The organism is Pseudomonas sp. PH1b, from assembly GCF_000633395.1.
Lineage (GTDB): Bacteria > Pseudomonadota > Gammaproteobacteria > Pseudomonadales > Pseudomonadaceae > Aquipseudomonas.
In genome coordinates this window covers 319,603-340,895 of the sequence record NZ_AYMU01000020.1, presented here as the reverse complement: position 1 = coordinate 340,895, position 21,293 = coordinate 319,603, and the positions used below count along the sequence as shown (strand labels likewise).

Genomic DNA, 21,293 nt, shown 5'->3' with positions numbered 1-21,293 from the left:
CCGGCAAGCCGGCTCCTACAGGAAGTGGCTTAGAAATCCTTGCACAGGCGCAGTGCGTCGTAGATCGCGGCATGGGTGTTGCGCTGGGATACGCAGTCGCCAATGCGGAACAACAGGTAGCCCTCCCCGCTCTCGCTCAGGCACGGCTGCGGCTTGATCGCGAACAGCGCCTCGACGTCCATCTGGCCCTTGTTGCGCGAACCTTCCTTGAGCCCGTAATACAGCTCTTCGTCGGGACGCACGCCGTTCTCCACCACCACCTGGTCCACCACTCGCTCTTCGCGGGCGCCGGTGTATTCGTTCTCCAGCACCGCCACCAGCTTGTCGCCTTCGCGGTAGACCTTCTCCAGGGTCAGGTCCCCGGTCATGATCACTTCCTTGGGGTACAGACTGCGGTAGTAGGTAGGGAACGAGGTGCCGCCCACGGCGATGCCGGGTTTGATGTCGTCGGTGACGATCTCCACTTGTGCGCCCTTGTCGGCGATATAGTCGGTGACCGACATGCCGGTGAATTCGCAGATGGTGTCGTAGACCAGCACGTTCTTGCCCGGCGCCACCTTGCCGTCAAGGATGTCCCAGCTGCTGACCACCAGCCCTTCAGCAGCGCCCCAGTGTTCGTTCTGCTCGATGAACGGATGGCCGCCCACCGCCAGCACCACCACGTCGGGGCGCAGGTCGAGGATGGTCGCGGTGTCCGCCGCGGTGCCCAGGCGCAAGTCGACTTTCAGCCGCGCCAGCTCCAGCTGGTACCAGCGGGTGATGCCGGCGATCTGATCCCGTTGCGGGGCCTTGGAGGCGGTGGTGATCTGCCCGCCGATGGCCTCCTTTTTCTCGAACAGGGTCACGTCGTGGCCGCGCTCGGCAGCCACGCGGGCCGCTTCCATGCCGGCCGGGCCGGCACCGACCACCACCACCTTGCGCTTGATCCCGGTGGTTTTCTCGATGATGTGCGGCACCCCCATGTATTCACGGGAGGTGGCGGCGTTCTGGATGCACAGCACATCCAGGCCCTGGTACTGGCGGTCGATGCAGTAGTTGGCGCCGACACACTGCTTGATCTGGTCGATCTGGCCCATCTTGATCTTGGCGATCAGGTGCGGGTCGGCCATGTGGGCGCGAGTCATGCCCACCATGTCGACGTAGCCGCCTTCGAGAATCCGCGTGGCCTGGTTCGGGTCCTTGATGTTCTGTGCGTGCAGCACCGGCACCTTGACCACTTCCTTGATGCCCGCCGCCAGGTGCAGGAACGGCTCCGGCGGGAAGCTCATGTTGGGGATCACGTTGGCCAGGGTGTTGTGGGTGTCGCAGCCCGAGCCCACCACGCCGATGAAGTCCAGCATGCCGGTGTCGTCGTAGTACTTGGCGATCTGCTTCATGTCCTCGTGGGACAGGCCGTCCGGGTGGAACTCGTCGCCGCACAGGCGCATGCCCACGCAGAAATCGTCGCCCACTTCAGCGCGCACCGCCTTGAGCACTTCCAGGCCGAAGCGCATGCGTTTCTCGAAGGTACCGCCCCATTCGTCGGTGCGCTTGTTGACCCGCGGGCTCCAGAACTGGTCGATCATGTGCTGGTGCACCGCCGACAGCTCGACCCCGTCCAGGCCCCCGGCCTTGGCCCGGCGCGCGGCCTGGGCGTAGTTGCCGATCACCCGCCAGATCTCTTCCGGCTCGATGGTCTTGCAGGTAGCACGGTGCACCGGCTCGCGCACCCCGGACGGCGACATCAGGGTCGGCCAGTTGAAACCGTCCCAGCGCGAGCGCCGGCCCATGTGGGTAATCTGGATCATGATCTTGGCGCCATGCTTGTGCATGGCGTCGGCCAGGTTCTGGAAGTGCGGGATGATCCGGTCGGTGGACAGGTTCACCGAGCTCCACCATTCCTGGGGGCTGTCGATGGCCACCACCGAGGAGCCACCACAAATGGCCAGGCCGATGCCGCCCTTGGCCTTCTCCTCGTAGTACTTCACGTAGCGCTCGGTGGTCATGCCACCATCAGTGGCGTAGACCTCGGCGTGGGCAGTACTCAGGACACGGTTGCGGATGGTCAGTTTGCCGATCTGGATCGGCTGGAACATCGCTTCGAAAGCCATTTTTCTTAACTCCGCTTACAACGGTTTGACGACGAACAGGCCATCTTCGTGACCTTCTTCGGAACCACCGTAAAGCTGCTCGGCCAAGGTGCGGATCTTGCTGCCACGGGCGGCCAGGATCTGATCCATGGCGCCGGCGAACCAGCCGGTGAACATGTAGTCGACCTTGCGCCCGACCTTGCCGTAGACGTAGACGAACGCCGAATGCTCGAGCTTGACGCTGGCAGTGCCTTTATCCAGGTCGATGTCCTGGATCTTGAACAGCCCCCAGCCGCGCTGGGACAGGCGCTTCATGTAGTGTTCGAACACCGCCACGCCTTCCAGGCCGTGGCATTCGGCTTCTTTCTCGCACCAGTGCCAGGCGGACTTGTAGCCGGCCTTGTAGAGAATCTCGGCGTAGGCGTCGCTGCCCAGCACTTCTTCGATGCCCATGTGGTTGTTGACGAAAAAATGCCGTGGCACGTAGAGCATCGGCAGGGCGTCGGAGGTCCAGACACCGGTTTCGCTGTCGACTTCGATAGGCAATTGCGGGGCGATCTTGGCCATGGAAACGTGACTCCAGATAATTCGTTTTTGGCTTAGCAAAGCCTTGGCTTTGCATTCATAAAAAAGCTCTGTGAATGCCTGTGGAGCCGTAGCGAGGACGTCGAGAGCAAGGAAGGACCGGAACGACAAGCGAGACAGTACGGAACGTACGGCGAGCTTGGCGTGAGGACCTGACGCAGCTATCGACGAGCGCAGTAGGCTCCGGAGGCATTCACTCGCCCCAGACGTCCTTCAGGACGTTGACCCAGTTCTCGCCCATGATCTTGCGCACCACGCGCTCGCTGTGGCCGCGTTTGAGCAGGGTCTCGGTGAGGTTGGGGAACTCGCCCACGGTGCGGATGCCCAGCGGGTTGATGATCTTGCCGAAGTTGGTCAGGCGCCGGGCATAGCCCTTGTCGTGGGTCAGGTATTCGAAGAAGTCCTGGCCGTGGCCCTGGGTGAAGTCGGTGCCAATGCCGATCGAGTCTTCACCGACGATGTTCATGGTGTATTCGATGGCTTCGGCGTAGTCGTCGATGGTCGAGTCGATGCCCTTGGCCAGGAACGGCGCAAACATGGTCACGCCGACAAAACCGCCGTGGTCGGCGATGAACTTCAGTTCGGCATCGGACTTGTTGCGCGGGTGCTCCTTGAGCCCCGAGGGCAGGCAGTGGGAATAGCAGACCGGCTTCTTGGATTCGAGGATCACTTCCTCGCTGGTCTTGGAGCCGACGTGGGACAGGTCGCACATGACCCCGACGCGGTTCATCTCGGCGACGATCTCACGACCGAACCCGGAGAGCCCGCCATCACGTTCGTAGCAGCCGGTGCCCACCAGATTCTGGGTGTTGTAGCACATCTGCACGATGCCCACGCCCAGCTGCTTGAACACCTCGACGTAGCCGATCTGGTCTTCGAAGGCATGGGCATTCTGGAAGCCGAAGAGGATGCCGGTCTTGCCCAGTTCCTTGGCCTTGCGGATGTCCGAAGTGGTGCGCACCGGCATCACCAGGTCGCTGTTTTCACGGATCAGCTTCTGGCTGGAGGCGATGTTGTTGACGGTGGCCTGGAAGCCTTCCCACACCGACACGGTGCAGTTGGCCGCGGTCAGGCCGCCCTTGCGCATGTCCTCGAACAGCTCGCGGTTCCACTTGGCAATGATCAGCCCGTCGATAACGATGCTGTCGGCGTGTAATTCGGCTGGGCTCATCAGGCTGTCCCCTTATTGGCGATTCCTGCGCCGAATCGTCTGCCGGCGCTTTGGGGCCAGCATATGCCTGAGGGCCGGGGCGCCTCGGTGCAAAAACGACAGGGGAATTGCCGAAAGCGTCAAGCACTGACAAAGGGCCGGACGGAGGGCATGGGTGGCCTCTGTTCTTTGCCCGGGGCTTGCGCCAGAATTCGCGCCTTTAGTGGATGCTTCACCGGATTAGGGGCAGTGATGCAATGAAACCGATCTTCCTGGCCTTGGTACTGATGGCGACCGGCGTACAGGCGGCCGAAGAGGCCGACAACACGCCCTGCGACGGTGTGGAAAACGACGTGCAGACCCTGGAATGCGCGACCTACAACCGGACCACCGCCGAGCAATTGCTGGGCGACAACGTGCAGAGTCTGCTGGAACGCCTCGGTACCTTGTACGGCAACGACAAGGCGCAACTGAGCGACATCAGCGCCAAGGTCAAGAACGCCCAGCAGCTGTGGCAGAAACAGCGCGATGCCGACTGCGCGCTGGAATCCTTCCCGGCCAAGCCCGGCACCAAGGCCTACAGCATCGCCACCAATGACTGCCTGGCGCGGATGAGCGACGAACGCTCGGAGTTCATCGAGTCCATCGCCCAGGAATGACCCGCCCCCGGTAGGAGCGGGCTGGCCCGCGAAGAAACTCCGGCGCAAATCCCTGTCGCGACGGGAAGAGCTTCGCGAGCAAGCTCGCTCCTACGGGCTCCGGGGGTTCAGGCGCCGCCGCGAAAGCACGAGACGCCCCAGGCGGTGAGCTTGAAGGGCAAGTGGTAGTGCTGGCGCGGGTCGTCCAGGCCGAAGCGGTACACCAGCACCTCGAGGAAGGGCACCGACGGCAGCCCCTGGCCTTGCTCGCGATAGAACGCCGCCACCTCCAGCTCCACTTCGTAGACGCCCTGGCCAACGCTTGCCGCCAGTTCGCTCAGCTCGTTCAACAGGCCATTGCTGCCAATCCGCCCCTGGCACAGCCAGGCGCCGCCCACAGGCCGCACCCGCACCGCCATGCCTTCGGCCACCTTGCCGCTGGCGACGTCCACCACATGGATGGATAGGCCGCCGTTCATTTCCAGAAGCCCTTGTGCGCCAGCGCAGCCTCGCTCTCCAGCATCGGCCCGAACACCGGGATCTGCCGCTGCCCCCGAGCGAAGACTTCACGGCACGGCAGGGAAAAGGTCGGGTTTTCCGGGTGATCGCCGGTCAACTCCAGCAGCTCATGTTCGGACAAGGCGTAGACCACCCGGCCAATGCCGGTCCAGTAGATGGCCCCGGCGCACATGCAGCAGGGCTCGGCGCTGGTGTACAGGGTGCACTCGGCCAGGGCCTGGGGGCTGAGGCGCTTGGCCGCCAGTGCCGCTGCCGCCAGTTCGGCGTGCTGGGTCGGGTCGCCTTCGGGGGGCATCGAGTTGTTGCCGGCGCTGGCGATGACCTTGCCGTCGCGATCGGCCACCAGGGCGGCGAACGGATGACGGCCACGGGCCTTGGCCTCTTCGGCGAGCAGGATGCTCTGGCGCAGCAGGTGCAGGTCCAGTTCGGTGACGCCGGCAGGGATGGAAGAAAGAATCTGGGTCATCTTGACCTCCTTTTCATGGACAGGAGCCGCCACAGCAATGGCGGCGAGAAAAACGTCAGTCATTGAGCTCGACATGGGCTGCCAGCACCTGGGCGGCGGGCTCACGGGGGTTGAGCAGCAGGTTGAGCACGATGGCGGTGATGGCGCCAAGGAAGATGCCGCTTTCCAGCACCAGCTTGAGGGGACCGTGCAGATGGGCGAACAGCGCCGGGAAGGACATCGGCAGCACCCCGACGCTGACCGACACCGCCACCACGATGGCGTTGCGCGTGCCCTCGAACTTCACCCGCGACAGTTCCTGGATGCCGGCCACGGTGGTCATGCCGAACATCACGATGGCGCAGCCGCCAAGCACCGGGGTCGGCACCGCGGCCACCAGGGCACCCAGCTTGGGAAACAGCCCCATGAGCACCATGATTGCCCCGGCTGCCGCCACCACGAAGCGGCTCTTGACCCTGGACAGCGCGATCAGCCCGGTGTTCTGGGTAAAGGCGTTGTAGGGAAAGCTGTTGAACAGGCCACCGAGCATGGTCGACAGGCCATCGGCGCGGAACGCATCGCCCAGGGTGCGCTGGGTGGTCGGCTTGCCGGTGAGCTTGCCGATGGCCAGGCAGTTGCCGGTGGTCTCGGCCATGATCACCAGCATCGCCAGGGTCATGATCAGGATCGGCAGCAGGGAAAACTGCGGGGCACCGAAGGCCATGGGCCGGCTCAGTTCGAACCAGGCCGCCTGGCTCACCTGGGCGAAGTCGGTCATGCCGAACGCCGCGGCGATCAGGCTGCCTACCAGCAAGCCGATGAGCACGCTGAGGTTGCCGATAAAGCCCGAGAACTTGCCGTAGATCACCAGGGTCACGGCGACCGTGGCCAGCCCCAGCAGCAGGTTGGCCGGCGCGCCGAAATCCTCCGCCGCCGGGTTGCCGCCGCCGAGCCAGATCGCCGCTGCCGGCATCAGGGAAATGCCGATGATGGTGATCAGGCTGCCGATCACCACCGGTGGAAAGAACCGCAGCAGACGGCTGAACAGCGGTGCCAGGGCAATGGTGATGACGCCCGCGGCGATCACCGCGCCGAACACCTCGGCCAGGCCGAACTGCTTGCCGATCATGATCATCGGTGCCAGGGCGATGAACGAGCAGCCCTGGATCAACGGCAGCCGCGCGCCAAAACGCCAGAACCCCAGGGTCTGGATCAGGGTGGCGATGCCCGAGGTCAGCAGGTTGGCGTTGATCAACAGCACCACCTGCGCCGGGGTCAGGCCCAGGGCATTGCCTAGAATCAACGGCACCGCCACCGCACCGGCATACATCACCAGCACATGCTGCAAGCCGAAGGTGAACAGCTGGCGAACGGGCAGGACCTCGTCCACTGGGTGAACCCGGGGAATGTTCATGTCGCAGATCTCCTGAAGGTGCAGCTCTTGTTGTTGTTCTGGCAGGCATCCGGGAGCGGTGCCCCGGCAGGATGTACGAACGTCGGCGTCCATGATCTGTGCTTGAATACGATGAAACAAATGAGCAGCCATCGCTTTTAACGATGGATCAGACAGCCCTGTCCCAGGGCCGGGAGCCGCGATGCGCTTTTCGCTGGATCAACTGCAGATGTTCGTACAGGCCGCGCACAGCGGCTCGTTCTCGGCCGCTGCACGCAAGCTGGGCAAGACCCAGTCCACGGTCAGCGTGGCCATCGGCAACCTGGAGGCGGACCTGGGGGTCGAGCTGTTCGACCGCAGTGCCCGCAACCCGGTGCTGACAGCCACCGGGCAGAAGATGCTGCTGCAGGCCGAGGCGGTGCTGGAGCGCTGCCTGACTCTGCAGGCCAACGCCGACTGCTTGTCCGAGGTGGTGGAGCCGCAGTTGTCCATCGTCATCGAAACCCCTTACGGCCCGCTGATGCCGGCCTTGCGCGAGTTCGAGCAGGCCTTCCCCTATGTCGACCTGCTGATCCGTCACCCACTGTCCGGTGATGCCAGCGAGCTGGTGGCCCGGGGCGAAGCGGTGCTGGGGATCGCCTTTTCCCAGCCTGGCTATGCCCAGGAACTGGAGTTCCAGCAGATGGGCAAGCTGATCATGCTGCACGTCTGCCACCCGGATCATCCCCTGGCCCGGCTGGACAGCGTGACCTTCGACGATCTGCATGTGCATCGACGCCTGGCCTTCAGCGCCCATGCCGACAAGCTGCCCAGCAGCGAATACCTGCGCTGCAGCCAACTGTGGCAGGCGGAAAACTACCTGGCACTCCTGGAGATGGTCCGCGCCGGCCTTGGCTGGGCCACCCTGCCCCGGCAACTGATCCAGCGTGAGCTGGCCAAGGGCGAGCTGGTGGAGCTGCAACTGAACGCCTACCCCCACACCGACTGGCTGGTGGGGGTGGACCTGCTCTGGGCCCGGCAACGGGTGCTGGGCAAGGCCGAACGCTGGCTCAAGGAACGCTTGCTGCGGCACAAGGTGTACGAGGTGGATCGGCGCGGGCAGTCGACGACCTGGTAACGGCGGCGCGGGCAACAAAGGGACAAGGTTCTGCGCTTGGCCGGGCAGTGGATATAAGCAAGGAGTCGCAATCCTTATGAAAGGCTTATATAGCCCGCATGCACGAAATCCTCTGGAGTCGGAAAGCGGTCAAGCAATTGCTGCGTTTGCACCCCGAACACCAGGTCCAGGTTCGTGATGCGATCGCCCTGCTGGCCGACATGCCCGCCAATGGCAACGTCAAAGCCCTGTCCGGCCACACCTATGCCTATCGCCTGCGGGTTGGCCAGTACCGCGTGCTGTTCGATTGGGATGGGTCATCCATATCGTCAGTGTTCGAGAGGTCAAAAAAACGTGATGAAGGCATCTACTGACCTCCAGATCATCCACAGCCCGGATGGCAGCCGGCGTTCGTGGTAATTCCCTACGCGCAGTACGTTGCGCAGCAGAAGGAGCCTGGCCTGATCCCCCATGGCGTGGTCAGTTACATGGTCGATGGCGCCACGCCGATCCGGGCCTGGCGCGAGCACCTGCACCTGACCCAGGACCAGGTAGCCAAGCGCCTGGGGATCTCTCAGCCGGCCTTCGCCCAACAAGAGAGCGTGGCCCGCCCCCGCAAGACCACCCGGGAAAAAATTGCCGCCGTCTTCGGTATACGCGCCGACCAGCTAGAGCTGTAAGCTGCGCCTCACTGACTGATTGAAAGGGTTACTCATGAGCATCTGCGGTATCGAAATCAAGGGCAGCGAAGCCATCTTCGCCCTCGCCACCCTGCAAGACGGCGCCCCTCAGCACCTGGCCATCGCCACCAAGAAAATCGCCCTGGAGGATGACGACGAGGCCGCCAACGTCAAGGCCTTTGCAGCTCAAGTGGCAGCCTTCGTGAAAAGCAACGGGATCCAGCACATCGCCATCAAGAAACGCAGCAAGAAGGGCGAGTTCGCCGGCGGCCCCACCACCTTCAAGATCGAAGGTGTGTTCCAACTGCTGGAAGACTGCGCGGTGACCCTGCTGTCGCCACAGACCCTCAATGCCCAGTACAAGAAGCACGCCTTCGACCTGCCGGCGAGCCTGAACAAGTACCAGCATGAAGCCTACAAGGCCGCCTGCGCGGCGCTGCTGAAGAAGTGAGGCCGCGCCAGCCCTGGGCTCAGGCCGACTTGCGCCGGTAGTGCTGCAGCCAGTCAGCGAACGAGTTGTCCTCCAGGGCATAGGCGCCACGGCTGGACTTCCACACCAGCTCCTTTTCCCGCAGGGCATCGATACAGGCCTGGATGGTCTGGGTGCCGGGCATGGTGCTGCTGCCCGAGGCCTTCAGGGCCTCGCCCACTGCTGCCAGGGTGTCATCGGTAAAGGGTGCAAAGGGCAGGTTGCTGATCGAGCGCTCGACCATGACTTCCAGCACCGCCCGCTGCGCGGCGGTCAGGCCGTTCCAGGCGCTTTCAAATTCGCTCCAGACCCCGGCCCGTAGGATTTCGGCACTGCTGCGCAACAGCTCGTTGAGCTGGCTCGCCTCACCCAGTTCCAGAGCCACCTGGCCAATGATGCTGCGGAGCATTTCCGGGCGCCGGCCGACCCACTCGAAGGCCTGGTCCAGATCCTCGGCATTGAACTGGTTGGTGGACGCCAAGTGAGCGTTCAGGTGCGCGGTGTAGGCCTTGGTGAAGTCACGCCCCAGCAAGGGAAAGGGGGTGATGCTCGACCCGAAGAACGGCTGGTTGCGGTTGAGTACCAGATGGGCCAGCTTGTCCCGGTTGGACCCGGTGAACACCAGGCGCAGGCCGCTGGTGTCCATGTCGCGGCCCTGGTTGAGCTGATCACGGGCGGCCTTGAGGGCAAACATGGCATTCAACCCGGCCTCGGAACTCAGCGCATGCTGGGCTTCATCGATGACCAGCACCACGGTCTTGCCCGCCGCGCTGTGCAACAGCTCCAGAGCCTGGGTCAGGGTGGCCCCTTCCGGCAGTTGGGATCGACTGAAGTCCCAGGACAGGGTCCGCAGGAAACTGAGCTTCTCCACCCCCCATGACTTGGCCAGCTTGCGTATGCCCTTTTCGAACGGCACCAGCGCGCCGGCAATGGCCCCGGCGATCAGCTCGGCGGGGTCTTTTTCGCGGTTGGCCCACAGATCCACATAGACCGCCAGCCAGCCTCGACGCAGGCACTCGGGCAGCAGGTCTTCGCGCAGGAAGGTACTTTTGCCGGTACGCCGCGGCGCCGCCAGGAACAACCCCGAGCTGTAGTCCTGGATCCCGGAGCCCACCAGGCCATCGGCAATATTGAGCGCCAGGGCAGGACGACGAAACACGAAACCGGTGTTTTTCGACATGGTTTTATACTCAATTATTGCCAGGACTATAATTTATAGTCGCGAGTATAATTAACTATAAAACCCTGTCAAACCAGCTCCCGGCCGCCTCCCAACTGGCGCCGGTCCTCGCGCGGGCACTGCACGAAACGTGCGCGGTAGCTGCGGGTGAAGTAGGAAGGCGATTCAAACCCGCAGGCAATGCTCACCTCCAGCACGCTCATGTCGGTCTGGCGCAGCAGCTTGCGGGCCTTCTCCAGGCGCAGGCCCAGGTAGAAGTTGCTCGGGGTGTCGTTGAGGTGCAGGCGGAACAGGCGCTCCAGCTGGCGCCGAGTGACCTTGATCGACTCGGCCAGGGCCAGGGTGCTCAGGGGCGGTTCGCTGTGCTGTTCCATTTCGCCGATCACCTGCACCAGCTTCTTGTTGCTGATGCCGTAGCGGCTGGCGACTTCCATGCGCTGGTGATCCTTGCGCGGGCGAATGCGCCCGAGCACGAACTGCTCGCTGACCTGGACCGCCAGTTGCGGGCCGTGGGCCTGGGCGATCAGGTCGAGCATCATGTCGATGGATGCCGTGCCGCCGGCACAGGTGATGCGCCGTCGATCGATCTCGAACAGCTCCTGGGTCACGCTCAGTTGCGGGTAGGACTCCTTGAAGGCCTCGATGGCCTCCCAGTGCAAGGTCACCCGGTGCCCCTCCAGCAAACCGCTCTCGGCGAGGATCACGCTACCGGTGTCGATCCCGCCCAGGGTCACCCCCTCCACCTCCAGCCGCCGCAACCAGTGCTCCAGGGCCGGGGTGAGGAACTTCAGCGGCTCGAAACCGGCCACCACCCACAAGGTTGCGCCTTTGTTCAGCGGCTCCAGGGCCGCATCGACATTCACCGACATGCCATTGCTGGCCAGCACCGCGCCGCCGTCGGCGCTCAGCACATGCCAGCGGTACAGCTCGCCACGAAAGCGGTTGGCCACCCGCAGCGGCTCGATGGCGGAAATGAAACCGATGGCGGAGAACCCCGGCATCAGCAGGAAGTAGAAGTCCTGGGACATGCAACGCACTCCGGTGACGGCCAGCGTGGGCCTTGTGATACGCCAAATGCCCCGGTGCCACAAGGGGGCAGGTCGCTGCAGTGCAAGAGTCGGTCGCCGCTGTGCGCTTGCCAGCGGCGGCGCCTGCGTACCTTGGCATCACCTGCGCACAAAGACGCCGGGACCGACAATAACGACCTGCCGAGGAAAGCATCATGAAACAACTGATCAGCAGCTGTGTGCTTGCGCTTAGTGGTAGCGTTTTTCTGAGCAACGGGGCCCTGGCCGCCGATGCCGCCAGTTGCCAGAACGTGCGCCTGGGCGTGGTCAACTGGACCGACGTGATCGCCACCAGCGCCCTGACCCAGGTCCTGCTCGACGGCCTCGGCTACAAGACCAAGCAGACCAGCGCCTCCCAGCAGATCATCTTCGCCGGCATCCGTGACCAGCGCCTGGACCTGTTCCTGGGCTACTGGAACCCGCTGATGACCCAGACCATCACCCCCTTCGTCGACGCCAACCAGGTCAAGGTCCTGGACGAACCGAGCCTCAAGGACGCCCGCGCCACCCTGGCCGTGCCGGCCTACCTGGCAGACAAGGGCCTGAAGACCTTCGCCGACATCGCCAAGTTCCAGAAGGAACTGGGAGGCAAGATCTACGGCATCGAACCGGGTTCGGGAGCCAATACCCAGATCAAGGAAATGATCGCCAAGAACCAGTTCGGCCTGGGCCAGTTCCAGTTGGTGGAATCCAGTGAGGCGGGCATGTTGTCGGCGGTGGCCCGGGCGGTGAAACGCAACGAAGCCATCGTGTTCTTCGGCTGGGCACCGCACCCGATGAACGTCAACTTCAAGATGACCTACCTCAGCGGCAGCGAAAACGCCCTGGGGCCCAACGAAGGCCAGGCCACGGTGTGGACCGTCACCGCGCCGAACTACGCCGAGCAGTGCCCGAACGTGCACCGGCTGTTGACCAACCTGACCTTCAGCGCCGAAGACGAGAGCCGCATGATGCAGCCGCTGCTGGATCACAAGGATGCCCTGGAATCCGCCCGGCAATGGCTCAAGGACCACCCGCAGGACCAGCAGCGCTGGCTGGAGGGGGTCACCACCTTCGATGGCCGGCCGGCCGCCGAACACCTGCAACTGACCAGCAAATAAGCCACCGCCACCAGCGCCCCGCAGCCCGCCCCGGGCTGCGCACGGCCAGCTCACGCCCCCAGCAAACACGCCTGTAAGGAACCGCACCATGAACCACGACGTCATCATCACCTGCGCACTCACCGGTGCTGGCGACACGACCGCCAAGAGTCCCCACGTGCCGGTCACCCCGAAACAGATCGCCGCGGCCGCCGTAGAAGCCGCCAAGGCCGGCGCCACCGTGGTCCACTGCCATGTGCGCGACCCCGCCACCGGCAAGTTCAGCCGCGATGTAGCGCTGTACCGCGAAGTGATGGAGCGCATTCGCGAAGCCGACATCGACATCATCGTCAACCTCACCGCCGGCATGGGCGGTGACCTGGAGATCGGCAGCGGCGAGAACCCCATGGAGTTCGGCCCCAACACCGACCTGGTGGGCCCGCTGACCCGCCTGGCCCACGTCGAGGAGCTGCTGCCGGAAATCTGCACCCTGGACTGCGGCACCCTGAACTTCGGCGATGGCGACACCATCTACGTCTCCACCCCGGCCCAGCTGCGGGCCGGCGCCAAGCGTATCCAGGAGCTGGGAGTGAAGGCCGAGCTGGAAATCTTCGACACCGGCCACCTGTGGTTCGCCAAGCAGATGATCAAGGAAGGCCTGCTGGATGACCCGCTGTTCCAACTGTGCCTGGGCATTCCCTGGGGCGCACCGGCCGACACCACCACCATGAAGGCCATGGTCGACAACCTGCCGCAGGGCGCGGTCTGGGCCGGCTTCGGGATTGGCCGCATGCAGATGCCCATGGCCGCGCAAGCGGTACTGCTGGGGGGCAACGTGCGGGTCGGCCTGGAGGACAACCTGTGGCTGGACAAGGGTGTGCTGGCCACCAACGGCCAACTGGTGGAACGGGCCACGGAGATCCTCAGCCGCCTCGGCGCCCGGGTCCTGACCCCCGCCGAAGGCCGGCAGAAAATGGGCCTGAAGCAACGCGGCTAAGCCGCTCCCCCCCCCCGTAGGAGCCGGCTTGCCGGCGAAGAGGCCCGCAAGGCCGCCAACCGCTTCGCTGGCGAGCCCGGTTCTACAGACTCTTTTTCCAGGAAGACGCGATGACTTTTATCACCAACATCAAAACCTTCGCCGCTCTGGGCAGCGGCGTGATCGGCAGCGGCTGGGTGGCCCGGGCCCTGGCCCACGGCCTCGACGTAGTGGCCTGGGACCCGGCGCCCGGCGCCGAAGCGGCCCTGCGCAAGCGCGTCGCCAATGCCTGGGGCGCGCTGGAAAAACAAGGGCTGGCCCCTGGAGCATCCCAACAGCGCCTGCGCTTCGTCGACACCATCGAGGCATGCGTGAAGGATGCCGACTTCATCCAGGAAAGCGCCCCCGAGCGCCTGGAACTCAAGCTGGAACTGCACCGCAAAATCAGCGCCGCGGCCAAGCCTGACGCACTGATCGGCTCCAGCACCTCGGGCCTGCTGCCCAGCGAATTCTACGAGGACTCGAGCCACCCGGAACGCTGCGTGGTCGGCCACCCGTTCAATCCGGTGTACCTGCTGCCGCTGGTGGAGGTGGTGGGCGGCCAGCGCACCGCACCCGAAGCGGTCCAGGCCGCGATCAAGGTCTATGAATCCCTGGGGATGCGGCCTTTGCACGTGCGCAAGGAAGTCCCCGGGTTCATCGCCGATCGTTTGCTCGAAGCCCTGTGGCGCGAGGCCCTGCACCTGGTCAACGACGGCGTGGCGACCACCGGGGAAATCGACGATGCGATCCGTTTTGGCGCCGGCCTGCGCTGGTCGTTCATGGGCACCTTCCTCACCTACACCCTGGCCGGCGGCGACGCCGGCATGCGCCACTTCATGGCCCAGTTCGGCCCGGCGCTGCAACTGCCCTGGACCTACCTGCCGGCCCCGGAGCTGACCGACAAGCTGATCGACGATGTGGTCGAAGGCACCGCCGAGCAACTGGGCAGCCACAGCATTGCGGCCCTGGAGCGCTATCGTGATGACTGCCTGCTGGCGGTGCTGGAGGCGGTGAAAACCACCAAGTCCAAGCACGGCATGCACTTTCACGACTAACCCAACCCCGTAGGAGCTGGCTTGCCAGCGAAGAGGCCCTCAAACCCAACGGACGCCTTCGCCGGCAAGCCGGCTCCTACAGTTATCCGGTGACCCTATGCCTGCCTTGACCACCTACAGCACCCGCATCATCCGCGACTGGGTCGACTACAACGGCCATCTGCGCGATGCCTTCTACCTGCTGATCTTCAGCTACGCCACCGATGCCCTGATGGATCGCCTGGGGCTCGACAGCGACAACCGCGAAGCCAGCGGCCACTCGCTGTTCACCCTGGAGTTGCACCTCAACTACCTGCACGAGGTGAAGCTCGACAGCGAGGTCGAAGTCCATACCCAGATCATCGGCCACGACCGCAAGCGCCTGCACCTGTACCACAGCCTGCACCAGGTCGGTGACCCGCTGGAGCTGGCCGGTAACGAGCAGATGCTGCTCCACGTCGACCTGGCCGGGCCGCGTTCGGCGCCGTTCAGCGAGCCGGTGCTGCAACGCCTGCAAACCCTGGCCGCCGAGCAGGCCGACCTGCCGCGCCCGACCTACCTGGGCCGGGTGATCGGCTTGCCCGCGGAAAAATAATCAGCAGAACAGGAGATCGCCGTGAACACCGCCGCCCTTGCCGACTACCGCAGTTATCCGTTGATCAGCGCGCTGGCCAGTGCCCAGGTCCTGCCGGACCGGGTCCAGGTGCACTGGGCCGACGGGCGTCTCAGCCCTTTTCACCATCAATGGCTGCGGGATAACTGCCCCTGCTCGCAATGCGTCTACAGCGTGACCCGCGAACAGGTGCTGGAAATCGTCGATGTTGCCGAAGACCTCGCGTGCACTGCAGCGCGCATCGATGCCGATGGCTGCCTGAACCTCGACTGGGCGGACGGCCACCGCAGCCGCTTCGACCCCGGCTGGCTGCGAGCCCACGCCTACGACTGGCAATCACGCGAGGAACGGCAGGCCGCCAGGGCTCGACGCCAGCTGTGGGACGCCAGCCTGCAGCTGCCCGTGTTCGAGTACCGGGCGCTGATGGAGGATCCTCAAGCACTGCTGCAATGGTTGCGGGCCCTGCGCGATACCGGCCTGACCCAGGTTCGGGGAGCACCCACCGAACCCGGCTCCCTGGCGTTGATCGCCAAGCGCATCTCGTTTATCCGCGAAAGCAATTTCGGCGTGCTGTTCAACGTGCAATCCAAGGCCGATGCCGACAGCAACGCCTATACCGCCTTCAACTTGCCGTTGCACAGCGACCTGCCAACCCGCGAACTGCAGCCGGGGCTGCAATTTCTCCACTGCCTGGTGAATGACGCAGAGGGTGGTGAAAGCATTTTCGTCGACGGCTTTGCCATCGCCGATGCCCTACGCCGGGAAGCCCCCGAGGCGTTTCGTGCGCTGTGCGAAATTCCCGTGGAGTTTCGCAACAAGGACCGCCACAGCGACTACCGTTGCCTGGCGCCAATCATTGCCCTGGACGCCCTGGGCCAGGTCGCGGAAATCCGCATGGCCAACTTCCTGCGCGGCCCGTTCGACACCTCGGAGGAACAGATGCCGGTGCTGTATCGCGCCTACCGGCGCTTTATCGCCATGACCCGCGAGGCCCGGTTCCGGGTGATTCGCCGCCTGGACCCGGGCCAGCTCTGGTGTTTCGACAACCGCCGTACCCTGCACGCGCGCAATGCCTTCGATCCGGCCAGCGGCGCCCGGCATTTCCAGGGGTGCTACATCGACCGTGACGAACTGCTCTCCAGAATCCTCGTGCTGGAACGCTGATCCTCACCCCACCCGCCCCCAGCTCCCCCGTAGGAGCCGGCTTGCCGGCGAAACTTGCCGGCGAGCCTTCCACAGGCAAAAAAAAGCCCCGATCAAGCCGTGACAGGATCGAGGCAGGGACTACTGCTTTGAGGAGCTGCGGTGAGAAGGTGACCAAACCCACACGACGCCAGCTGCTTGCAGTCTGCCGACTCCGCCCTGGCATCGATTAGCCGAAAACGACCTGGCCGTAGGTAAAAGGGCCATTCCGGCGCCTTCAGACTTCCTCGGTATAGAACACCACCGTCACGTAGAAATAACCGATCTTGTCCCAGTCCTGCCGCTGGTTGTAGGGCGTCTCTTCAGACCCCATGCCGATCTGGTAACGACGATCGCTGGCTTTGTCTCGATAGGAAAAGAAGCCTTGGGTTTCCCAGCCACAGCAGACGAACCTCAGGTCATGCTCCAAGCCCATTTTCCGCTGCAGATACCGCTCGACCTCATGGGCATCCCGGCCTTTGACTCTGTAGCTGGCGGTCAGCGGGGCCCCCTGGGATGCCGGCGCCGACTCACAGCGCAAAAACTCCAGGGACGGCGGTGGCTCGGCCATGGCTCGGAGAAAATCCGCACACTCGGGAGACGCCGAAGCCGCGCTGGAAATCATCCAGAACAAACCGGCCCAACACACTCTGAACATCAGTTTCATCGACTACAGCTCCATGGTTTCCAATCCAGCGGTGGTTCTGTCAAACCGCCACCGGCGGTGCAGCCTGGTCCTAGGCGACCGACCCGCTTGAGTACCCGCCTTTATGCAAGCCCCAGGCCCCACAAGCAAGCCCCGGGAGACAATTGCACAGCCGTTGCAACCGGCAGTGGCCATCGCCTGCCGATCGTCGAGTTAGCCGAAAACGACCTGTTCATAGGTAAACGGGCCATCGCGACAATCTGCCCTTGCCGCCACCGGGACGGCCTACCAGAATCGACTGACGACCACGCTCCCTGAAAAAGGATAAGAGTCATGATGCATGCGGATTTGATTGATCAGGACGACCTGCTGGGGCAACTGCGGGCCCTGGGTTTCGAGATGCCCGCAGGCGCCAGCGCCGAGCAGGCCTGTGAATGTGCGGTAAGGGGCTTGAGCGATGCACGAGCCAAGGCGCTCAAGGGCATGGTCGAGCAGATGCTCACCGGCAATGCGACGATTCTGCCGGCAGTGCGCCAGGCCATCGACCGCCAGTTGCTGCCAGCCCTGGCCGAGTACCTGCAGCAAAAACGTGCGTGAATTTCCCCGGACCCGAGGCAATTGCTAGAGTGCGGGTCCTGCGGAAAATACAGGCACGCCCATGATCTCCATTCAACCAGGCTCACCCGCCAATACTGGCGGGTGGCTGCAATTGCGCCAGGCCCTGTGGCCCGATTGCCCGCCGGACGAGCACCAGGCGGAAATCCGGCAGATGCTGGCCGAGCCTCAGCGCTACGGGTGCTGGCTGGCCCATGCCGAGAACGGTGAGGCCGTGGGCCTGGCGGAGGCGGCGTTGCGCCACGACTACGTCAACGGCACCGACAGCTCCCCCGTGGTCTTTCTCGAAGGCATCTTTGTGCTCCCCGGCTACCGTCGCCAGGGCATCGCCCAGCACCTGATCGAACAGGTCGCCAGTTGGGGGCAACAGCACGGATGCGTGGAGATGGCCTCGGACACCAGCCTGGACAACCTGGTCAGCCAGAGCCTGCACCAGGCGCTCGGCTTCGTTGAAACCGAGCGCGTGGTGTATTTCAAGAAACGCTTGTGACTACAGGCGCACGCTGGCGAAGGTCGACTCGTTGCGCGCCTGGCTCAGGGCCGACAGCGGGCCGGACAGCGGCGACAGCACCATGGCTTGCGGCAGCGGCATCATCGCCACTTGCTGGGTGGTGTTGGAACCGATGCGCTCATCCCGCGGCGGAATGCCGAAGTATTCGCGGTAGCACTTGGAGAAATGCGGTGTCGACACGAAGCCGCACACCGATGCCACCTCGATGATCGACATCGGCGTCTGCTTGAGCAGTTGCCGGGCGCGGATCAGCCGCAGCTTGAGGTAGTAGCGCGACGGCGAGCAATGCAGGTACTTCTGGAACAGCCGCTCCAGCTGGCGCCGGGATACCGCGACGTACACCGCCAGTTCGTCGAGGTCGATCGGTTCCTCGAGGTTGGCTTCCATCAGCGCGACGATTTCCTGCAGCTTGGGCTGGTTGGTGCCAAGCATGTGCTTGAGGGGCACACGCTGGTGATCCTGCTCGTTGCGAATGCGCTCGTAGACGAACATTTCCGAGATTGCTGCCGACAGCTCGCGGCCGTGATCGCGGCTGATCAGGTGCAGCATCATGTCCAGTGGCGCGGTGCCGCCGGAGCTGGTGAAGCGGTTGCGGTCGAGGGTGAACAGGCGGGTGCTCATGGCAACCCGGGGGAAGGCTTCCTGCATCGACGCCAGGCATTCCCAGTGCACGCTGCAATCGAAACCGTCCAGCAGGCCGGCACAGGCCAGGGCCCAGCTGCCAGTGCATACCGCGCCGAGACGGCGCGATTGACGGGCCTGGCTTTGCAGCCAGGAGACGTGTTCGCGGGTCACCGTGCGCTGGATGCCGATGCCGCCGCAGACGATCACGGTGTCGAGGCTGGGGGCTTTGTGCATGGAGGCGTCAGGCGTGATCTGCAGGCCATCGCTGGCCCAGACCTGGCCACCATCGACGCTGAGGGTGGTCCAGCGATACAGCTCGCGACCGGACAGTTGGTTGGCCATGCGCAGGGGTTCGACTGCGGAGGCCAGGGAAATCAGCGTGAAATTGTCCAGCAGCAGAAAGCCGATGGATTGAGGCGCACGGTTCTGGGGTTGGGCCCCGGAGTTGAACGACGTCATCGCGATATCTCCTCACACAAAGCGGGTGATGGCCTCAGGCGGAGGCTCTTTTTATGTGCCCTGTTCCTCAAGGGAGACGGGCTTGATATTCACAGAGCAATTGCCATGCCTAAAGTTGAATGGGCATTCAATAACTCCTGAAAACGACGTCGCGACCCGTCTATATAGCCCCTTCTCAATGTGCGGATTAGAAGCGCGGCAGGGCGCAGGCAAACGCCCGGCGAACAAGCTGTGAGCACTTAGGTAGCACTTGCGCGGCCAGCACCTGCTGCTGGAACCGGCGAGTGTCACTCAAAGCACAAACGGCCGACGAACGGGGGCGTTCATCAGCCGGGGCCGCGACGTGTCTATCTGCGACGCGCTAAAAGGTGGCGCGGCCCCGGGATCGTGGGCGATTTGCGCGCGCCATGGCCCGGGCCGGCACCACTGGCCGCCCCCACCGGGCCCAAGGCCGGTTCAACATTCCACGGCACTCACCGCCAGCCCGCCACGAGAGGTTTCCTTGTACTTGTCATGCATGTCCGCGCCGGTATCACGCATGGTGCGAATCACCCGGTCGAGGGAAATGAAGTGCTGGCCATCCCCGCGCAAGGCCATTTGCGCAGCATTGATCGCCTTGACCGCGGCAATCGCGTTGCGCTCGATACAAGGCACCTGCACCAGCCCGCCCACCGGATCGCAGGTCAGGCCGAGGTTGTGCTCCAGGCCGATTTCCGCGGCGTTGCACAGTTGCTCGGGGGTCGCGCCAAGGATTTCCGCCAGGCCGGCCGCGGCCATGGCGCAAGCCGACCCGACCTCGCCCTGGCAGCCCACTTCGGCGCCGGAGATCGAGGCGTTCTTCTTGCACAGGATGCCGATGGCCGCTGCGCCGAGGAAGAAATCCACCACGTTGGCGTCGGTCACCTCCTCGCTGAATTTCATGAAGTAGTGCAGCACAGCGGGAATGATCCCGGCCGCACCGTTGGTGGGCGCCGTGACCATGCGCCCGCCGGCGGCATTCTCCTCATTCACGGCCAGGGCGAACAGGTTGACCCACTCCATGGCGCTCAGGGTCGAGCCGATCACATTGGGCTTGTTCAACTCCTGCAAGCTGCGGTGCAACTTGGCCGCGCGACGCCGCACGTTGAGCCCGCCCGGGAGAATGCCCTCATGCTTGAGGCCTTGCTCCACGCATGCCTGCATGGCCCGCCAGAGCGCCATCAGGCCGGTGCGGATCTCCTCCTCCGAACGCCAGACCTTCTCGTTGGCCAGCATCAGCTCGGCCACCCGCAGGTTGTGCTTCTGGCACAGGCCCAGCAGTTCCACCGCGCTGGAGAAATCGTAGGGCAACTCGCTGCGGTCCAGGTCCGCCACGCCACTGCTGGCCTGGGCCTGGTCGACGACAAAGCCGCCCCCCACTGAATAGTAGGTGTCGCGGTACAGCTCCCCTCCTTCCCCCTCGGCCACCAGGGTCATGGCGTTGGGGTGAAAGGGCAGGTTCTCGTCCAGCAGGCGCATGTCCCGGGACCAGAGGAAAGGCACCGGCAGGCGCCCGTCCAGCAGCAGGGTGTCGGTTTCGCGCAACCGCTCGATGCGGGTCCCGATCAGCGACGGATCGATTGCGTCCGGCCATTCGCCCATCAGCCCCATGATCACTGCGTTGTCGCTGCCGTGGCCGATGCCGGTGGCGGACAACGAGCCGAAGAGCTGCACCTCGATCCGTCGCACCTGCTCCAGCAGCTGGCGCGCCTTCAATGCCTGGACAAACAGCGCCGCCGCACGCATGGGTCCGACCGTGTGGGAACTGGAAGGACCGATGCCGATTTTGAACAAGTCGAAAACACTGATAGCCATTACTGCGTGACCCCTCGATGAGCACTGCCCAGGCGCCCAAAGCGCCCTCTGGCGGAGCTGCTACGCTCAAGCTGCAATCCGCCGAGAAGGGCGCATCATCGGGCTTTTGCCGTACCCCGCAACGTCTGACACCGACCCACTCATGCCCACCAACGCCGCCAGGCGCCATGCTTGGGTTCTGGGCGTTTTTTGCGGCTCAGATGAAGGAAAAATTGCGGAAAAACACTGTATGCGACCTCACCGACACTGGATGCGACCCTCCCTGTACTGGATACGACGCACCCTGTAGGCGACAGTTTTTCACTGGTACATGATCAGTCTCGACTCGATTGCACGGCACGGTGGTAGAGCTGTCCCCGGCACACCAACCGCCACACTTATAAGCGCG

The 21,293-nt window shown here is 63.9% G+C and carries 22 protein-coding genes and 1 pseudogene; 12 read left to right on the top strand and 11 right to left on the bottom strand.

The genetic code is table 11. The features are described from left to right. Positions 1 to 29 precede the first annotated feature (29 nt). From dgcA to U873_RS0126735, 3 genes are all read right to left on the bottom strand, one after another. On the bottom strand, positions 30 to 2,090 hold the full coding sequence (gene dgcA, locus U873_RS0126745; RefSeq protein WP_025131170.1) for a dimethylglycine demethylation protein DgcA: 2,061 nt from the start codon (positions 2,088 to 2,090) through the stop codon (positions 30 to 32). A gap of 15 nt (positions 2,091 to 2,105) precedes the next feature. Then, positions 2,106 to 2,636 (bottom strand): DUF5943 domain-containing protein, encoded by a 531-nt coding sequence (locus U873_RS0126740; RefSeq protein ID WP_025131169.1) that lies wholly within the window; start codon positions 2,634 to 2,636, stop codon positions 2,106 to 2,108. Positions 2,637 to 2,847: 211 nt separating this feature from the next. Beyond that, the gene (locus U873_RS0126735; protein WP_025131168.1) at positions 2,848 to 3,825 is read right to left on the bottom strand and encodes a dipeptidase; all 978 of its coding nucleotides are present in this window, start codon (positions 3,823 to 3,825) and stop codon (positions 2,848 to 2,850) included. A gap of 236 nt (positions 3,826 to 4,061) precedes the next feature. Between U873_RS0126735 and U873_RS0126730 the strand changes: the two genes are divergently transcribed. Continuing rightward, a complete protein-coding gene (locus U873_RS0126730) occupies positions 4,062 to 4,463 on the top strand; it encodes a lysozyme inhibitor LprI family protein (RefSeq protein ID WP_025131167.1) in 402 nt (133 codons plus the stop codon). Positions 4,464 to 4,570: 107 nt separating this feature from the next. Here the strand turns inward: U873_RS0126730 and U873_RS0126725 are convergent, their stop codons facing one another. The 3 genes from U873_RS0126725 to U873_RS0126715 are packed head-to-tail and all read right to left on the bottom strand — an operon-like array spanning position 4,571 to position 6,820. Beyond that, positions 4,571 to 4,921 carry a hydroxyisourate hydrolase gene (locus tag U873_RS0126725; protein WP_025131166.1) on the bottom strand — a complete coding sequence of 117 codons (351 nt, stop codon included), beginning with the start codon at positions 4,919 to 4,921 and terminating at the stop codon, positions 4,571 to 4,573. Continuing rightward, positions 4,918 to 5,427, bottom strand: a complete 510-nt coding sequence (locus tag U873_RS0126720) for a nucleoside deaminase (protein WP_025131165.1) — start codon at positions 5,425 to 5,427, stop codon at positions 4,918 to 4,920. Before U873_RS0126720 ends, U873_RS0126725 begins: the two co-directional genes overlap by 4 nt. A gap of 55 nt (positions 5,428 to 5,482) precedes the next feature. After that, positions 5,483 to 6,820: a nucleobase:cation symporter-2 family protein gene (locus tag U873_RS0126715; protein WP_025131164.1), complete on the bottom strand. Its 1,338-nt coding sequence runs from the start codon at positions 6,818 to 6,820 to the stop codon at positions 5,483 to 5,485. 181 nt (positions 6,821 to 7,001) lie between these two features. On the opposite strand from U873_RS0126715, the gene U873_RS0126710 reads away from it, so the two are divergent. From U873_RS0126710 to U873_RS0126695, 4 genes and pseudogenes are all read left to right on the top strand, one after another. Further along, entirely contained in the window at positions 7,002 to 7,916 is a 915-nt protein-coding gene (locus U873_RS0126710; protein WP_025131163.1) for a LysR family transcriptional regulator, read from the top strand. Positions 7,917 to 8,014: 98 nt separating this feature from the next. Beyond that, positions 8,015 to 8,269, top strand: a complete 255-nt coding sequence (locus tag U873_RS0126705) for a type II toxin-antitoxin system RelE/ParE family toxin (RefSeq protein ID WP_025131162.1) — start codon at positions 8,015 to 8,017, stop codon at positions 8,267 to 8,269. Next, positions 8,253 to 8,575 (top strand): annotated as a pseudogene (locus U873_RS34525) (helix-turn-helix domain-containing protein). Before U873_RS0126705 ends, U873_RS34525 begins: the two are co-directional and overlap by 17 nt. 34 nt (positions 8,576 to 8,609) lie before the next feature. After that, positions 8,610 to 9,026, top strand: coding sequence for a DUF3010 family protein (locus U873_RS0126695; protein WP_025131161.1), 417 nt, complete (start codon positions 8,610 to 8,612; stop codon positions 9,024 to 9,026). Between the two features lie 19 nt (positions 9,027 to 9,045). On the opposite strand, the gene U873_RS0126690 is transcribed toward U873_RS0126695, so the two are convergent. Continuing rightward, positions 9,046 to 10,224, bottom strand: a complete 1,179-nt coding sequence (locus tag U873_RS0126690) for a hypothetical protein (RefSeq protein ID WP_025131160.1) — start codon at positions 10,222 to 10,224, stop codon at positions 9,046 to 9,048. Between the two features lie 68 nt (positions 10,225 to 10,292). Then, positions 10,293 to 11,252, bottom strand: coding sequence for a GlxA family transcriptional regulator (locus tag U873_RS0126685; RefSeq protein ID WP_025131159.1), 960 nt, complete (start codon positions 11,250 to 11,252; stop codon positions 10,293 to 10,295). Positions 11,253 to 11,446: 194 nt separating this feature from the next. Between U873_RS0126685 and U873_RS0126680 the strand changes: the two genes are divergently transcribed. From U873_RS0126680 to U873_RS0126660, 5 genes are all read left to right on the top strand, one after another. Then, a complete protein-coding gene (locus U873_RS0126680; RefSeq protein ID WP_025131158.1) occupies positions 11,447 to 12,391 on the top strand; it encodes a choline ABC transporter substrate-binding protein in 945 nt (314 codons plus the stop codon). A gap of 88 nt (positions 12,392 to 12,479) precedes the next feature. Continuing rightward, on the top strand, positions 12,480 to 13,367 hold the full coding sequence (locus U873_RS0126675; RefSeq protein WP_025131157.1) for a 3-keto-5-aminohexanoate cleavage protein: 888 nt from the start codon (positions 12,480 to 12,482) through the stop codon (positions 13,365 to 13,367). 110 nt (positions 13,368 to 13,477) lie between these two features. Beyond that, entirely contained in the window at positions 13,478 to 14,443 is a 966-nt protein-coding gene (locus U873_RS0126670; RefSeq protein WP_025131156.1) for an L-carnitine dehydrogenase, read from the top strand. A gap of 97 nt (positions 14,444 to 14,540) precedes the next feature. Then, positions 14,541 to 15,017 carry a thioesterase family protein gene (locus tag U873_RS0126665; protein ID WP_025131155.1) on the top strand — a complete coding sequence of 159 codons (477 nt, stop codon included), beginning with the start codon at positions 14,541 to 14,543 and terminating at the stop codon, positions 15,015 to 15,017. 21 nt (positions 15,018 to 15,038) lie between these two features. Continuing rightward, complete coding sequence (locus U873_RS0126660; protein WP_025131154.1) at positions 15,039 to 16,199, top strand: gamma-butyrobetaine dioxygenase; 1,161 nt, start codon at positions 15,039 to 15,041, stop codon at positions 16,197 to 16,199. A 256-nt stretch (positions 16,200 to 16,455) separates the two neighbouring features. On the opposite strand, the gene U873_RS0126655 is transcribed toward U873_RS0126660, so the two are convergent. Further along, positions 16,456 to 16,884, bottom strand: coding sequence for a DUF4952 domain-containing protein (locus U873_RS0126655; RefSeq protein ID WP_025131153.1), 429 nt, complete (start codon positions 16,882 to 16,884; stop codon positions 16,456 to 16,458). 312 nt (positions 16,885 to 17,196) lie between these two features. Here U873_RS0126655 and U873_RS0126650 point away from each other — a divergent pair, with 312 nt between their 5' ends. Then, on the top strand, positions 17,197 to 17,460 hold the full coding sequence (locus U873_RS0126650; protein ID WP_025131152.1) for a hypothetical protein: 264 nt from the start codon (positions 17,197 to 17,199) through the stop codon (positions 17,458 to 17,460). Between the two features lie 61 nt (positions 17,461 to 17,521). Continuing rightward, on the top strand, positions 17,522 to 17,968 hold the full coding sequence (aac(6'), locus tag U873_RS0126645; protein WP_025131151.1) for an aminoglycoside 6'-N-acetyltransferase: 447 nt from the start codon (positions 17,522 to 17,524) through the stop codon (positions 17,966 to 17,968). Here aac(6') and U873_RS0126640 read toward each other — a convergent pair whose 3' ends face one another. After that, positions 17,969 to 19,072, bottom strand: coding sequence for a GlxA family transcriptional regulator (locus tag U873_RS0126640; protein WP_025131150.1), 1,104 nt, complete (start codon positions 19,070 to 19,072; stop codon positions 17,969 to 17,971). 456 nt (positions 19,073 to 19,528) lie between these two features. Then, complete coding sequence (locus U873_RS0126635; protein ID WP_025131149.1) at positions 19,529 to 20,905, bottom strand: L-serine ammonia-lyase; 1,377 nt, start codon at positions 20,903 to 20,905, stop codon at positions 19,529 to 19,531. Positions 20,906 to 21,293: the final 388 nt, after the last annotated feature.